Below are 16281 nucleotides of genomic sequence, written 5' to 3'. Positions count from 1 at the left end.
GATATTCATAAAACAGAAAGTTATTTCAGTTTCAATTGTTGATAACCTAAAAATTGATTCAATTGTTTTTCTTCGGAAATCAGATTTTGAAAGTGACTGAACTTTTTCAATGTTGATGATCTTTTCAGAAGTTGACTTCATTTTAGTTTTCCATTTATAAAGATTGATATTCATAAAACAGAAAGTCATTTCAGTTTTCAATTGTTGATTAGCTCAAAAATTTTGATTGAATCGTGTACTTCGGAAATCAGATTTTGAAATTGATTAGTATTTCAATCTTTGAAGTTTTTCAGAAAAGAGTTTTAAAAAAATAACAAATAGAACTTAGCAAATTGTTAGACCAGCAATTTTAAGCTGATTATTAATCTCTTTTTAGCATTTTATAAGATTAAATTATATTTCGGACATTAAATATAAATGAGCCGTTAGATCACGTTTTAGATCTAAATAAGATTGTATATTTATTAAGGTTGCTAAAAATAATATTATGCCATTATAAATGCTATCAAAAATAAAAATCTCACCTTTTACTATTTATCATTCTCTTTGTTTTTAAGAAAATGAATATGTAATTGCATGATTACGTTTGAACTTAAAAAAAAACATAGTATTGTATGTCCGTAATTAGTGTACTATTCATTAATGTTATAATTAAGACATCTATATATAATAAAAAAAAGCGACTCATTTGAGTCGCTTTTTTGATATATTTTAAGTGTAAATTATTTACTTTCTTTCTTCGGTTGAAAAATAAAAGCATCTGCATTAAAGTCTTTTTTAATTTTAATTAAAGCCTTATCTGCTTCCAATCTGCTTCTAAATTTACCAACCCAAACTTTATATTTTGGAGTCTCATAAACTAATTCTGCATCCCATTCATTAAAAGTGTTAACAAAATTAGCCTTTTTTTGTTGTGCACTTGATCGATCACCAGAGTACACCTGAATTTTATATAATTCAACCGTTTTAATATCTTTTTTATACTCCAATAAGGTTTCAATATCACTATCCTGCTCAACAGTTACCTTTGCTTTTTGGGCAACAGCACCATGTAAGCTTCCAAATAGAGCAATTGCAATTACTAATGTTTTAATCCTTTGTTTTAACATATATTATTGTTTTTAAACAACATAGTAAGTATTTTGTTGTTTGTTTGTATTTAAAAATCACATGGCAAATTTAAGTAATTAATTTCTTCTGCTGTGTATCTTAAGATGTTTAAGTGTTTGTCTTTATTTAGAATCTTTATAAATTAAGAATTAACAGTTATCTAACATTTCTAAAATCGACTTTAAGTATTACTTTTGCTTGAGATTTTTATAACTATATTTTTTTCTTTTCAATGAAAAAACTGTGCCAAAGTTTGAAAAATAATTCAACAAAAAATATGAAACAGGTGATATACCGTAAACTAACCTCTAAGATTTTCCAATTAGGGTTTATTCTTTTACTCACGCTTTCAACTTCTGTTCTTAATGCTCAAGAAGGTGATGCGACAAAGGGTAAGTCTTTGTTTAATACAAATTGTGCTGCTTGTCATAAGCTAGACAAAAAGACTACAGGTCCTGCATTGAGAAATGTAGAACAACGATTAGCCGACGATCAAGGTTTAGACCGCGTTTGGTTAACAAGCTGGATACATAACAGTTCTGGCTTAATTAAATCAGGAGATGCTTATGCAAATCAGGTTTTTGGAGAGTACAATAATGTAGCAATGACTGCATTTCCTCAATTATCAGATCAAGATATCAGTGATATCTTAGCGTATACTGCTAAAGAAAAGGAAGTAAAAGTAGAACCAGTTCCTACAGCAGGAGAAGGTAATGCTAATGCTGAAGGCGGAGTATCAAATCAATTGATATTAGGAGCTTTAGCGTTGTTATTTGCTTTGTTGGCCTTCGCTTTAATATTAGTAAGACAGACTTTAAATAAGTTTGCTGATGCTAAAGGTATTGTAGTTGAGGAAGACGAAAAAAGAATGCCAATATGGAAAGCTTTTGTTAAGAACCAGTTCTTAGTATTAGTAACTACTATATTGTTATTGTTAACTAGTGGGTATTTTGTTTATGGTTACTTAATGCAAGTAGGTGTAGATCAAGGGTATCAGCCGGTGCAACCAATACATTTCTCTCACAAAATACACGCCGGAGATAACGGTATCGATTGTAAATACTGTCACTCTTCAGCAAGAGTAAGTAAAACATCAGGTATTCCATCACTTAATGTATGTATGAATTGTCATAAATCTGTTGCTGAATATACTGGTGAAACAACTCCAGAACATAGCAAAGAGTTTTACGATGGAGAAATTCAAAAACTATATGCTGCTGCAGGATGGAGTGATGCAGATCAAAATTATACAGGTGAATCACAACCAGTCAAATGGGTGAGAATTCATAACTTACCAGATTTTGTGTACTTTAATCACTCACAACACGTTTCTGTTGGAGGAATTCAATGTCAAACATGTCACGGACCTATTGAAACAATGGAAGTTGTTCATCAATTTGCTCCATTAACTATGGGATGGTGTATTAACTGTCACAGAGATACAGAAGTGAAAGTAAAAGATAACGGGTATTACACAAAAATACACGAACAATTATCTAAAAAATACGGTGTTGAGAAACTTACAGCTGCTCAAATGGGTGGATTGGAATGTGGAAAATGTCATTACTAAGAAATTAATAATAAAGAGTAACTCAATTATATAATATGTCATCAAACAAGAAATACTGGAAAAGTGTTGAAGAGCTAAACGAAAATAGCTCTATTGTTGAGACGCTAAAACAAAACGAATTTGTTAACGAGATTCCTACCGATGAGTTTTTAGGTGATAAAAACACATTAGAGGATTCGTCAACTACACGTCGTGACTTTTTAAAGTATGTTGGTTTTAGTACAGCTGCAGCATCACTTGCTGCATGTGAAGGACCAGTTGTAAAGTCTATCCCTTACGTAGTGCAACCAGAGGAAATTATTCCTGGTGTTGCTAACTACTATGCAACTACAATTGCTAATGGATTTGATTTTGCAAGTGTTTTAGTTAAAACTCGCGAAGGTCGTCCTATCAAGATTGAAAACAATTCATTAGCTGCTACCAACGGTAGTGCAAATGCAAGAGTTAACGCATCTGTTTTAGGACTGTATGATAGCTTAAGAGTTAAAGGTCCTATGAAAGGTGAATCACCAATTTCATGGGGAACGTTTGATGCTGAAACTAGTCAGAAATTAACCGACCTTAAAGTAGCTGGAAAAGAAATCGTGTTGTTAACCCAAACGTTTGCTAGTCCATCAACAAGTAAGTTAGTTGCAGAATTTAAAGAAAAGTATGGTAATGTGCGTCACGTACAATACGATGCAATTTCTGAATCAGCAGCACTTGACGCTTACCAAGCTAAATACGGAGAAAGAGCTTTAGCTGATTACAATTTTGAAAACGCTGAAACTATAGTTTCTGTAGGCGCAGATATCCTTAGCGATTGGCAAGGAGGAGGATTTGATGCTGGTTACGCTAAAGGGCGTGTACCGCAACACGGAAAAATGTCACGTCACGTACAGTTTGAGGCTAATATGTCTTTAACAGGTGCAAACGCTGATAAACGTGTGCCTTCAACACCTACTGAGCAAAAACAAATACTAGCTAAATTATATAGCTTAGTAGTTGGTGGTTCTGTATCTGTAGCATTACCTGCTCATATTGAGAAAGCTGTACAAGCTACTGCTGCTCAATTAAAAAAGTCGGGTAATAAAGCAGTTGTTGTTACAGGAATTCAAGATGTAAACGCACAAACTGTTGCTTTAGAAATTAATGAAGCACTAAACAGTAAGGCGTTTAATTCATCTACTCCAATTAAAACAAGACAAGGAAACGATAAGGCTGTCGCAAACTTAGTAGCTAATATGAAAGCTGGTAAAGTTGGTGCAGTTATTATGAGTGGAGTTAATCCATTATATACGTTGCCAAATGCTTCAGATTTTGCTGAAGGATTAAAGAAAACAGATTTATCTATTGCTTTCTCAATGAAAGTTGACGAAACATCTTCTGCTTGTGATTATATCGCGGCAGCACCTCACTACTTAGAATCTTGGGGAGATGTTGAAATCAAAAAAGGACATTACGCATTAACACAACCTACAATTCGTCCTTTATTCGATACTAAGCAATTTCAAGATATATTATTAAAGTGGACTGCTAATGATGCATCTTACCACAGCTACATCAAAGAAACTTGGGGAACAACAATCTTAGGAGGAAGTTCTTTTAACCAAGCATTACATGATGGTGTTTATGTAGGAGCTATAGCAACTGAAACAGAAGATACCTCTTCTGAAGATGAAACCACTGAAGCACCTTCAGGAAACGCAGCAAAAGCATTAGCTGCTTCTGCTAAAAAAGGCGCTGATTTAGAATTAACATTATATTCTAAAGTAGGTATGGGAGATGGTCAACAGGCTAACAACCCATGGTTACAAGAATTTCCAGATCCAATTACAAGAACATCTTGGGATAACTACTTAACCGTTTCTAAAGCTGATGCAGCTGCATTAGGTTTAATTAACGAAAATGTTGCCAACGGTGCATTAAATGGTAGTTTCGCTAATGTAACAGTAAATGGAACGACGATAGAAAATGTTCCAGTGATTATTCAACCAGGACAAGCAAAAGGATCTGTAGGATTATCTTTTGGTTATGGAAGAACAACTGGATTAAAAGACGAAATGAAAACCGGTGTTAATGCTTATACATTATACCAAGATTTCAATACCGTTCAAAATATAAGCGTAACTGCTGCAGCTGGTATGCATGAGTTTGCTTGTGTACAATTACAAAACACTTTAATGGGTCGTGGAGATATCATTAGGGAAACAACATTAGAGATCTTTAATACTAAAGAGAAACAAAGTTGGAATCCTATTGCTATGGTTTCTCTAGATCATAAAGAAACTCCAGTTACAGATCCAAGCGTAGATTTATGGGATGAGTTTGATCGTTCAATAGGACATCACTTTAACTTATCTATAGATTTAAACTCTTGTACAGGATGTGGGGCATGTGTAATAGCTTGTCATGCAGAAAATAATGTACCAGTAGTTGGGAAGTCTGAAATTCGTCGTAGTCGTGATATGCACTGGTTGCGTATTGATAGATACTATTCTTCAGAAACATCTTTTGAAGGCGATAACGAGAAGAAAGACAACATGTCTGGATTAAGTAGTTCGTTAAGTGAATTTGGAGAATTGGAACATGCTTCAGAAAGTCCTGAAGTAGCATTCCAACCAGTAATGTGTCAACACTGTAACCATGCACCATGTGAAACTGTTTGTCCTGTAGCGGCAACATCTCACGGACGTCAAGGTCAAAATCAGATGGCATATAACAGATGTGTAGGAACAAGATATTGTGCAAACAACTGTCCTTACAAAGTACGTCGTTTTAACTGGTTCTTATATAACGGAAATGATGAGTTTGATTATCATATGAACGATGATTTAGGTCGTATGGTATTAAACCCTGACGTTGTAGTACGTTCTCGTGGTGTTATGGAAAAATGTTCTATGTGTATTCAAATGACACAGAAAACAATTCTTGATGCTAAACGTGACGGACGTGAAATTAAAGATGGTGAATTCCAAACCGCATGTTCTGCAGCTTGTAGCAGTGGCGCAATGAGTTTTGGTGACATCAATGACAAAGAAAGTAAAGTTGCAAAACTTACTGAAGATAACCGTATGTATCACCTGTTAGAGCACGTTGGAACAAAACCAAACGTGATGTATCAAACAAAAGTGAGAAATACAACAGAAGCATAGTAGAACAATTAAGAAATAATTATAAGGATTATGGCGTCTCATTACGAAGCACCTATTAGAAGACCTTTAGTTACAGGTGAAAAATCATACCACGACATTACCGTGGATATAGCAGCACCTATTGAAGGAAAAGCAAACAAATCTTGGTGGATAGTATTTACTATTGCATTAATAGCCTTTTTATGGGGTATTGGATGTATAGTGTATACAGTAACCACAGGTATTGGTACCTGGGGTTTAAACAAAACCGTAGGTTGGGCATGGGATATTACTAACTTCGTTTGGTGGGTTGGTATTGGTCACGCAGGAACATTAATTTCTGCAGTACTATTACTATTCCGTCAAAAATGGAGAATGGCAATTAACCGTTCTGCAGAAGCAATGACAATCTTCTCGGTTGTTCAGGCAGGTTTATTCCCAATTGTGCACATGGGTCGTCCATGGTTAGCATACTGGGTACTCCCAATTCCAAATCAATTTGGATCATTATGGGTAAACTTTAACTCGCCTTTACTTTGGGATGTATTTGCAATTTCAACGTATTTATCTGTATCACTAGTTTTCTGGTGGACAGGTTTACTACCAGATTTTGCAATGATTAGAGATAGAGCTACAAAGCCTTTCCAAAAGAAAATTTACTCAATTATTAGTTTTGGTTGGTCAGGTAGAGCAAAAGATTGGCAACGTTTTGAAGAAGTATCTTTAGTACTTGCTGGATTAGCAACACCTTTAGTACTTTCTGTACACACCATTGTATCTTTTGATTTTGCAACATCAGTAATACCAGGTTGGCATACCACAATTTTCCCACCTTACTTCGTTGCAGGAGCTATATTTTCAGGATTCGCAATGGTAAATACACTTCTTATTATTATGAGAAAAGTGTGTCACCTAGAAAACTACATCACACTTCAACATATCGAATTAATGAACATTGTAATTATGCTTACAGGTTCTATAGTAGGGGTAGCCTATATAACAGAGTTGTTTATTGCTTGGTATTCTGGAGTAGAATACGAACAATACGCTTTCTTAAATAGAGCAACAGGACCTTACTGGTGGGCATACTGGTGTATGATGAGTTTCAATGTATTCTCTCCTCAGTTTATGTGGTTCAAGAAATTAAGAACAAGTATTATGTTCTCATTCTTTATCTCAATTGTAGTAAATATCGGAATGTGGTTTGAGCGTTTTGTAATTATCGTAACATCGTTACACCGTGATTACTTACCATCATCTTGGACAATGTTCTCACCAACATTTGTAGATATTGGAATTTTCGTTGGAACAATAGGATTCTTCTTTGTATTATTCTTATTATACGCTAGAACTTTCCCTGTAATTGCACAAGCCGAAGTGAAAACGATCATGAAAGCATCAGGTGAACGTTACAAGAAGATTAGAGAAAGAGGAGATAGCTTAATGGGAACTGGCGCTGATGCTAGAACCTCAGAAGTTAAAAGTAATTCAACTAAAACCGAATAGTAGCCCATGGAAACTTCAAAAGTAATTCACGCTATTTATAACGATGATGATATTTTATTGGCAGCTGTAAAGCAAGTCAAAGCAGAAAAATATCATATCGGAGAAATATATACACCTTTCCCAGTACACGGTCTAGACAAAGCCATGGGATTAGCACCAACACGTATCGCTATTGCAGCATTTATATACGGTTGTATAGGATTAACGGTTGCAACATTAATGATGAATTTCATTATGATTGAAGATTGGCCTCAAGATATTGGTGGTAAACCAAGTTTTAGCTATATCGAAAATATGCCATCATTTGTACCTATTATGTTTGAGCTTACTGTATTTTTTGCAGCCCATTTAATGGTAATTACATTTTACTTACGTAGCAGAATGTGGCCATTTAAAGATGCCGAAAACCCTGACCCAAGAACAACAGATGACCATTTCTTAATGGAAATTCCAGTGGATGGTGATGAAGAAGCTTTACAAGCTTTATTAGCAAAAACAGGAGCCGTAGAAATTAACTTAGTAGATAAAGAAGAAGCACATTAATATGAAGAGCTTAATTAAAATAACAGTTATAGCATTAGTATTAGTAGCGTTTGTATCTTGTAAAAAAGATACAAGACCTAACTATCAGTATATGCCAAACATGTACGAATCTGTAGGGTATGAAACGTATTCTGAATCTGATGCCTTTGGTAATGGTGTAGAAGCACAATTACCTGTTGATGGAACAATCTCTAGAGGACATATTCCTTTCGATATTGATGGTTCAGCAGAAGGATATCTTTTAGCAAAAACATCTTTAAATAGTATCTTAGATTCTACTAAAGTGGATTATGCAAGAGGAAAAGAACTTTACGATATTTACTGTGGGATTTGTCACGGTAATAAAGGTAATGGTCAAGGTAACCTAGTAAAACGTGAAAAAATATTAGGTATTCCAAGTTATGACGATGCTGGTAGAGCAATTACTCCAGGTAGTATTTATCACGTAATATATTACGGTAAAAATGCTATGGGATCATATGCTAACCAACTTAATGAAGAAGAGCGTTGGCAAGTTGTATCTTATGTTATGCAACTTAAGGCTGATTTAGAAAAATAAGATTGATAAAGATTATATATTAGATATGTACACATTTTCAAGTAAATTAAAGACATTTTCTATTATCCTAATGGTATTAGGTTTAATGGGTATATGTTACGGTTTTATAACATCACATAAGTCTTTTGAACAAGTTGAAACTATGTTAGCTACTGAAGCAGCTCATCATGGTGGAGGACACGCTGAAGAAGCACACGCAACCGAAGATGCACATCACGTTGTTGATGAACATGCAACAGAAGGTCATGCTGCTGTAGAACACGGACACGTAGACGAACACAAAGAACATGTAGAGCACGTACAACACCAATTAGCAAACCGTCCTTGGTCTGCTTTATATGTTGCAGCTTTCTTTTTCTTTATGATTGCTTTAGGTGTATTAGCATTTTATGCAATTCAATTTGCTGCTCAAGCAGGTTGGTCTCCAGTATTATTTAGAGTTATGGAAGGTATTACAGCATATGTACTTCCTGGTGCTTTAATAGTATTAGCAATTGCTGTTGCTCCTGGAACTATAGGTCACTACAATATTTTCATGTGGATGAATCCAGATGTTATTGATCCAGATCACGCTAGTTATGATAAATTAATTGATGGTAAATCAAGTTGGTTAAATACAGGCTGGTTTGCAGTAAGAGGTTTAATCTTTATTGCTGGTTGGTCTATTTACAGACATTTTGCACGTAAATTTTCAATAGCACAAGACAACGCTGAAAAAGGCGATAACACAAACTTTAAGAAATCTTTCCGTATCGCAGCAGTATTTTTAGTATTCTTTATATATACTGAATCTATGATGTCTTGGGATTGGATTATGAGTGTAGATCCTCACTGGTTCTCTACATTATTTGGATGGTATGTATTTGCTTCTATGTTTGTAAGTGGTATTACTGTTATTGCATTAATAACAATGTACTTAAAATCTAAAGGTCACCTAGAAATGGTAAATGATAGTCACCTTCATGATTTAGCTAAATTTATGTTTGGTATCAGTATTTTCTGGACCTACTTATGGTTCTCTCAATTTATGTTAATCTGGTATTCAAATATCCCAGAAGAAGTAACATACTTTGTAACACGTTTTCAAGATTACCAATTACCTTTCTTAGGAATGGTAGTAATGAATTTTGTATTCCCATTATTGTTATTAATGAACAGCGATTACAAACGTGTGCCATGGTTTATAGTTATGGCAGGTGTTATTATCCTTGCAGGTCATTATGTTGATATATTTAACATGATTATGCCAGCTACAGTAGGAGACAGATGGTTTATTGGAGTTCCTGAAATAGGATCTGTATTATTCTTTGCAGGATTATTTATGTTAGTTGTATTTAAAGCTTTAACAAAAGCACCATTACTAGCAAAAGGAAATCCTTACATGGGAGAAAGTGAACATTTCCATTATTAATAAATTAAATAAAAAAGAGAAACGACAATGACTGCTTTTTTTACAATTATAATAGTATTATTTATCGCTGTTGCCATCTGGCAAATGGTTAAAATATTTGATCTTGCTCAAGTTGGTAACTCAACAAGTCAAGTTGCAACAGATAAAGACAATAAATTACATGGGTATTTAATGATAGGTTTTTTAATCTTCATTTATGCTATCACAATCTATTGTTTTGCAGTATGGGGTGATTTACCATTACTTTCTAATTCTGCATCAGAACACGGACCACAAGTAGACAACTTAATGATTATTTCATTAGTTTTAATATTTGTAGTACAAACCATCACACAATTCTTACTTCACTATTTTGCCTTTAAATATAAAGGTGAAAAAGGAAAGAAAGCTTTATTCTTTGCGGATAACAATAAACTTGAAATGATCTGGACGATCATTCCTGTAATTGTATTAACAGGTTTAATTATGTACGGGTTATTTACTTGGACAGGAATTATGAATGTTAATGAAGATGAAGACCCAATGATTGTTGAACTTTATGCTCAGCAATTTAACTGGACTGCAAGATATGCAGGACAAGACAATACTTTAGGTGGTGCTAACGTAAGATTAATTGATATTGATAAAGCTAACGTTTTAGGTATTGATGAATCTGATGTAAATGCTTTTGATGATGTTATCGTTAAAGAATTACACTTACCTGTTGGACAACCAGTATTATTCAAAATGCGTTCTCAAGATGTACTACACTCAGCTTACATGCCTCACTTTAGAGCGCAAATGAACTGTGTACCAGGTATGATTACTCAATTTGGTTTTACACCAACTGTTACAACTGAAGATATGCGTTTAACACCGGATATGGTTGAAAAAGTTGCCAACATTAATGCTATAAGAATTGAAAACAAAGAAGCTGTTGAAGCAAGTGGACAAGACTTAAGGTATGAATTTGATTATCTATTGTTATGTAATAAGATTTGTGGAAAATCACATTACAACATGCAAATGAAAATCATTGTTGAAACACAAGAAGAGTTTGATGCTTGGATGAAAGAGCAAAAAACTTTTAAATAGAGCCTTTAACTAACTACAATAAGATTAAAACGATATAAGTTTATGTCAGCACACGCAGATACTCAAGCACACGACGACGATCACGGACATCATCACAAACAAACGTTTGTAACAAAATACCTTTTTAGTACAGATCATAAAATGATTTCTAAACAGTATTTAATTACTGGTACTATAATGGGAGTTATTGGAATATTGATGTCAATCATGTTCCGTATGCAAATCGCATGGCCAGAAGAACCAAATGTACTTTTTGAGGCCTTATTAGGAAAATGGGCACCAGGTGGTGTTATGGATGCAGATATTTATTTAGCATTAGTAACTATTCACGGTACCATAATGGTATTCTTTGTACTTACAGCAGGATTAAGTGGTACATTTAGTAACCTTTTAATTCCATTGCAAATTGGAGCTAGAGATATGGCTTCAGGATTCCTTAACATGGTATCATACTGGTTATTCTTTTTATCAAGTGTCATCATGTTATGTTCTTTATTTGTTGAAGCTGGTCCAGCTGCAGCAGGTTGGACAATTTATCCACCACTATCTGCTTTACCAATGGCACAAGGAGGTTCTGGAATGGGAATGACGCTTTGGTTAGTCTCTATGGCTATCTTTATTGCTTCTTCTTTATTAGGATCATTAAACTACATAGTTACTGTATTAAATTTACGTACTAAAGGAATGTCTATGACGAGATTACCTTTAACTATATGGGCATTTTTTGTAACAGCTATTATTGGTGTTGTATCTTTCCCAGTATTACTTTCTGCTTGTTTATTGTTAATTATGGATAGAAGTTTCGGAACATCATTCTTCTTATCAGATATATTTATACAAGGTGAAGTATTACATTACCAAGGTGGGTCTCCAGTATTATTTGAACACTTATTCTGGTTCTTAGGTCACCCAGAGGTATATATTGTAATCTTACCAGCAATGGGAATGGTTTCAGAAATCATGGCTGCCAACTCACGTAAACCAATCTTTGGATACCGTGCAATGATTGTATCTATACTTGCAATTGCATTCTTATCTACAATAGTTTGGGGTCACCATATGTTTATCTCAGGAATGAACCCATTCTTAGGATCAGTATTTACATTTACAACATTATTAATTGCGATCCCATCGGCAGTAAAAGCCTTTAACTGGATCACCACAATATGGAAAGGTAATATCCAAATGAATACAGGTATGTTATTCTCTATTGGATTTGTATCTACATTTATTACAGGTGGTTTAACAGGAATTATCCTTGGAGATTCAGCATTAGATATTAACGTTCACGATACGTACTTCGTAATTGCTCACTTTCACTTAGTAATGGGAATATCTGCACTTTACGGTATGTTTGCTGGTGTATACCACTGGTATCCAAAAATGTTTGGTCGTATGATGAACAAAAACTTAGGATATATCCACTTCTGGATTACAGCAATATGTGCTTACGGAGTATTTTTCCCAATGCACTTTATTGGAATGGCAGGTTTACCAAGACGTTACTATACAAACTCTAACTTCCCATTATTTGATGATTTAGCAGATGTAAATAAAGTAATTACAGTATTCGCTATTATTGGAGCTGTTTTTCAAATCGTATTCTTATATAACTTCTTTGTAAGTATGTTCTACGGTAAGAAAGCAACACAAAATCCATGGAGATCTACAACATTAGAATGGACAACACCTGTTGAACATATCCACGGAAACTGGCCAGGTGAACTTCCAACAGTATACCGTTGGGCTTACGATTACAGCAAACCAGGACACGATGTTGATTTTGTAATGCAAAACGTACCTCTTAAAGAAGGTGAAGAAGAATTACAACACTAAGTTCTACTTAAAAAATAAGAACTCTTTTTTAGAGATTCTATAATAATATTAAAAGCCTTTCTATCTATTAGAAAGGCTTTTTCTTTATCTTTGTTTTATATGAATGCAAACTTAGATCCCACAAACGATAACCATTCTTCTGAAGAATTTGATGTCGAAAAACAGTTAAGACCACTATCATTTGATGATTTTACAGGTCAAGATCAAGTATTAGAGAATCTTCAAATATTTGTACAAGCAGCAAACCAAAGAGAAGAAGCTTTAGATCATACACTATTTCACGGCCCTCCAGGATTAGGTAAAACTACACTTGCACATATTTTGGCAAGTGAACTTAATGTAGGAATTAAAGTCACTTCAGGACCCGTTTTAGACAAACCTGGTGATCTTGCAGGATTACTAACAAACTTAGACGAGCGTGATGTGTTATTTATTGACGAAATTCACCGTTTAAGTCCAATTGTTGAAGAGTATTTATATTCAGCAATGGAAGATTATAAAATTGATATCATGATCGAGTCTGGACCAAATGCCAGAACTGTTCAAATCAATCTAAATCCTTTCACACTTATTGGAGCAACCACACGATCTGGATTACTAACCTCACCAATGCGTGCGCGTTTTGGAATTCAAAGTCGTTTACAATACTATAATACCGAATTATTAACTACCATCGTACAACGGAGTGCAACCATTTTAAATGTGGCCATTTCTATGGAAGCAGCGGTTGAAATTGCTGGTCGTAGCCGTGGAACACCTCGTATTGCAAATGCATTATTACGTCGTGTAAGAGATTTTGCACAGATAAAAGGAAACGGAAGTATTGATATTGCTATTGCAAAATATGCACTTGAAGCACTTCATGTTGATGCTCATGGATTGGATGAAATGGATAATAAAATTCTAACTACTATTATTGAAAAATTTAAAGGTGGTCCCGTTGGAATTACAACATTAGCAACTGCTGTTAGTGAAAGCGCCGAAACTATTGAGGAAGTTTACGAACCCTTTTTAATTCAACAAGGATTTATAATGCGAACGCCTCGTGGTCGTGAAGTTACAGAAGCAGCTTACAAACATTTAGGAAAAGTAAAAGGTCCAACTCAAGGTGGTTTATTTTAATTGCCTTTTTTGTACTTATAATGGATTTAAAAAATAAAGATTATGCCCAATAAAACTGAAATTCCAGAAGTGCCATTATCTAATTTTTTAAAACATTCATTACATATTTTAAAAAACCCATTACCGTTTCATAATGCTAATTTTACTAAAAGAGGCGATACGTTTAAACTTAAAATAGGGTTTTCTACTGAAATATTTTTTTCCAGAAATGCCGCTTTTGCAGAATATGTACTTCAGAAGCATCAAAAAAACTATGTAAAGTCTAAAATTCAAACAGAAGACTTAGTCAAATATGTGGGTACAGGATTATTAACAGCCGAAGGTGAACACTGGAAAACCCAACGTAAATTAATTCAACCAGCATTTTATAAAAAGCAATTAGTACTGCTTTTAGATACTATTAATTTAGCGATAGCTTCCGAATATAAAAAAATCACACCCAACCAAACCATTGATGTGTTTCCTATATTCAATGACTTGGCATTTCAAACGGTTGTAAAATCATTATTTAGTAGTGCTGCAAATGTTACACAAATAAACCGCCTACAATTTATTACCGAAGCCGCACAACGTATGTTGGTAAAAGAGTTGAGACAACCCTATTTAGGGTGGTGGTTTAAAGCGAGTGGTATTTTAGAAAAACACTTGAATCTTACTAGAGAAGCGCGCGAAATTTTAAGAGGAATTGTTGCAGAACGTCGTCAATCTACAGAAAAGTATGACGATTTATTAGACATGCTCTTAGAAGCCAAATATGACGATGGAAGCCATATGGATGAAGAACAATTAATTGACGAAATTTTAATTCTCTTCACCGCAGGACATGAAACCACATCAAGTGCTTTAACGTTTACTTGTCAACTTTTGGCACTACATCCAGAATGGCAAACCGAAATTTATAACGAAATTGAAGCCAATAAAGATAAAGATATTATGAGTATGGTAATGGCCTCAAAAAAATGCCAACAAGTAATTGAAGAATCTATGCGATTATATCCACCGGTATACTTTATTGATCGTGTAAATGTTGAAGAAGACACTTTTGAGAATATGACTTTTCAACCGAAATCAAATATCTTGTTTTCTGTATATGAAATGCATCGTCATGCTAAACTTTGGGAAGATCCAGATGCGTTTAAACCCGAACGTTTTAATGATGGTGGACGACAATTTTCATCACAATATTTCCCGTTTGGCGCAGGACCAAGAAAATGTATAGGGAATAACTTTGCGATGTTCGAAATGATTATGGCCATCACGCAATTGGTGAAAACTTATAAAATTATTCCGAAGTTTGACGAGATTGATATTACACCACTTATCACTTTAAAGCCCAAAAACGCTTTTCTAAAATTCGAAAAACGTTAAAATTGATTGCTAATAAATCAAAATACAGTCAGTTTATAAAAGCCGAAGCCAAACGTTTGGGGTTTTTGTCGTGTGGAATTAGTAAAGCCGAATTTTTAGAAACCGAAGCACCACGATTAGAAAACTGGCTCAATAAGAACATGAATGGCGAAATGCGCTACATGGAAAATCATTTTGATAAGCGTTTGGATCCTACAAAACTGGTGGACGATTCAAAATCTGTGATTTCATTATTACTGAATTATTATCCTGAAGAGACTCAAAATACAGATAGTTTTAAGATTTCAAAATATGCTTATGGCACCGATTATCATTTTGTAATTAAAGACAAATTAAAAACGCTTTTAGAAAGTATTCAAGATGAAATAGGCGAAGTTAGTGGTCGTGCATTTGTAGATTCGGCACCTGTTTTAGATAAAGCTTGGGCTGCAAAATCGGGTTTGGGTTGGATAGGTAAACATTCTAACTTATTAACACAACAAGTGGGATCATTTTATTTTATTGCCGAATTAATTATTGATTTGGATTTAGAATATGATCATGCCACAACCGATCACTGTGGAACTTGTACCAAATGTATTGATGCGTGTCCAACTCAAGCTATTACTGAACCTTATGTGGTTGATGGTAGCAAATGTATTTCTTATTTTACTATTGAACTCAAAGACAATTTACCGCAAGAATTTAAAGGAAAATTTGACGATTGGATGTTTGGTTGTGATGTATGCCAAGATGTTTGTCCTTGGAACCGTTTCTCAAAATCGCATAGTGAACCCTTGTTTAATCCGCATCCTGAATTGTTGGATATGACTAAAAAAGATTGGGAAGAGATTACTCAAGATACCTTTCAAAAAGTGTTTCAAAAATCGGCAGTAAAACGGACTAAGTTTTCAGGTTTAGAACGTAATATTAAGTTTTTGAAGTAAAATATGTCTTAACTAGGTTATGCTAGTATTTGTTTTTTCATCCATAAAAAGAAAAAGAAATTAACTTTTTGCCACATTTATTCCATATTCTGCTGTAAAATACGTCATGTATAGGTCACAGATTAAGTTTTTTAAAAGATTAG

The 16281-nt window shown here is 34.2% G+C and carries 12 protein-coding genes; 11 read left to right on the top strand and 1 reads right to left on the bottom strand.

The window, feature by feature from the left end; translation table 11 throughout:
• Window positions 1-722: 722 nt before the first annotated feature.
• Window positions 723-1109 (bottom strand): SPOR domain-containing protein, encoded by a 387-nt coding sequence (locus ACU4C5_RS03820; protein WP_446845732.1) that lies wholly within the window; start codon window positions 1107-1109, stop codon window positions 723-725.
• A 278-nt stretch (window positions 1110-1387) separates the two neighbouring features.
• On the opposite strand from ACU4C5_RS03820, the gene ACU4C5_RS03815 reads away from it, so the two are divergent.
• The 11 genes from ACU4C5_RS03815 to queG all read left to right on the top strand — a co-directional run bounded on the left by ACU4C5_RS03815 (window position 1388) and on the right by queG (window position 16138).
• A complete protein-coding gene (locus ACU4C5_RS03815) occupies window positions 1388-2680 on the top strand; it encodes a cytochrome c3 family protein (protein WP_446845731.1) in 1293 nt (430 codons plus the stop codon).
• Window positions 2681-2715: 35 nt separating this feature from the next.
• Complete coding sequence (locus tag ACU4C5_RS03810; RefSeq protein WP_446845730.1) at window positions 2716-5814, top strand: TAT-variant-translocated molybdopterin oxidoreductase; 3099 nt, start codon at window positions 2716-2718, stop codon at window positions 5812-5814.
• 30 nt (window positions 5815-5844) lie between these two features.
• Window positions 5845-7299, top strand: a complete 1455-nt coding sequence (nrfD, locus tag ACU4C5_RS03805; RefSeq protein WP_446845728.1) for an NrfD/PsrC family molybdoenzyme membrane anchor subunit — start codon at window positions 5845-5847, stop codon at window positions 7297-7299.
• Window positions 7300-7305: 6 nt separating this feature from the next.
• Window positions 7306-7842 carry a DUF3341 domain-containing protein gene (locus ACU4C5_RS03800; RefSeq protein ID WP_446845727.1) on the top strand — a complete coding sequence of 179 codons (537 nt, stop codon included), beginning with the start codon at window positions 7306-7308 and terminating at the stop codon, window positions 7840-7842.
• A 1-nt stretch (window position 7843) separates the two neighbouring features.
• A complete protein-coding gene (locus ACU4C5_RS03795; RefSeq protein ID WP_446845726.1) occupies window positions 7844-8401 on the top strand; it encodes a c-type cytochrome in 558 nt (185 codons plus the stop codon).
• A 25-nt stretch (window positions 8402-8426) separates the two neighbouring features.
• Window positions 8427-9812, top strand: coding sequence for a quinol:cytochrome C oxidoreductase (locus tag ACU4C5_RS03790; protein WP_446845725.1), 1386 nt, complete (start codon window positions 8427-8429; stop codon window positions 9810-9812).
• A 27-nt stretch (window positions 9813-9839) separates the two neighbouring features.
• Window positions 9840-10886, top strand: a complete 1047-nt coding sequence (locus tag ACU4C5_RS03785) for a cytochrome c oxidase subunit II (protein WP_446845724.1) — start codon at window positions 9840-9842, stop codon at window positions 10884-10886.
• A 42-nt stretch (window positions 10887-10928) separates the two neighbouring features.
• Complete coding sequence (locus ACU4C5_RS03780) at window positions 10929-12722, top strand: cytochrome c oxidase subunit I (protein WP_446845723.1); 1794 nt, start codon at window positions 10929-10931, stop codon at window positions 12720-12722.
• 99 nt (window positions 12723-12821) lie between these two features.
• A complete protein-coding gene (gene ruvB / locus ACU4C5_RS03775; protein WP_446845722.1) occupies window positions 12822-13844 on the top strand; it encodes a Holliday junction branch migration DNA helicase RuvB in 1023 nt (340 codons plus the stop codon).
• A gap of 42 nt (window positions 13845-13886) precedes the next feature.
• The gene (locus tag ACU4C5_RS03770) at window positions 13887-15212 is read left to right on the top strand and encodes a cytochrome P450 (protein WP_446845721.1); all 1326 of its coding nucleotides are present in this window, start codon (window positions 13887-13889) and stop codon (window positions 15210-15212) included.
• 2 nt (window positions 15213-15214) lie between these two features.
• Window positions 15215-16138 carry a tRNA epoxyqueuosine(34) reductase QueG gene (gene queG, locus ACU4C5_RS03765; RefSeq protein WP_446845720.1) on the top strand — a complete coding sequence of 308 codons (924 nt, stop codon included), beginning with the start codon at window positions 15215-15217 and terminating at the stop codon, window positions 16136-16138.
• The last annotated feature ends 143 nt before the right edge of the window (window positions 16139-16281 follow it).

The sequence above is a fragment of the Lacinutrix undariae genome, from assembly GCF_052934785.1.
Note: the sequence above shows the minus strand (reverse complement) of the source record. Positions and strands in the feature narration are given on the sequence as shown.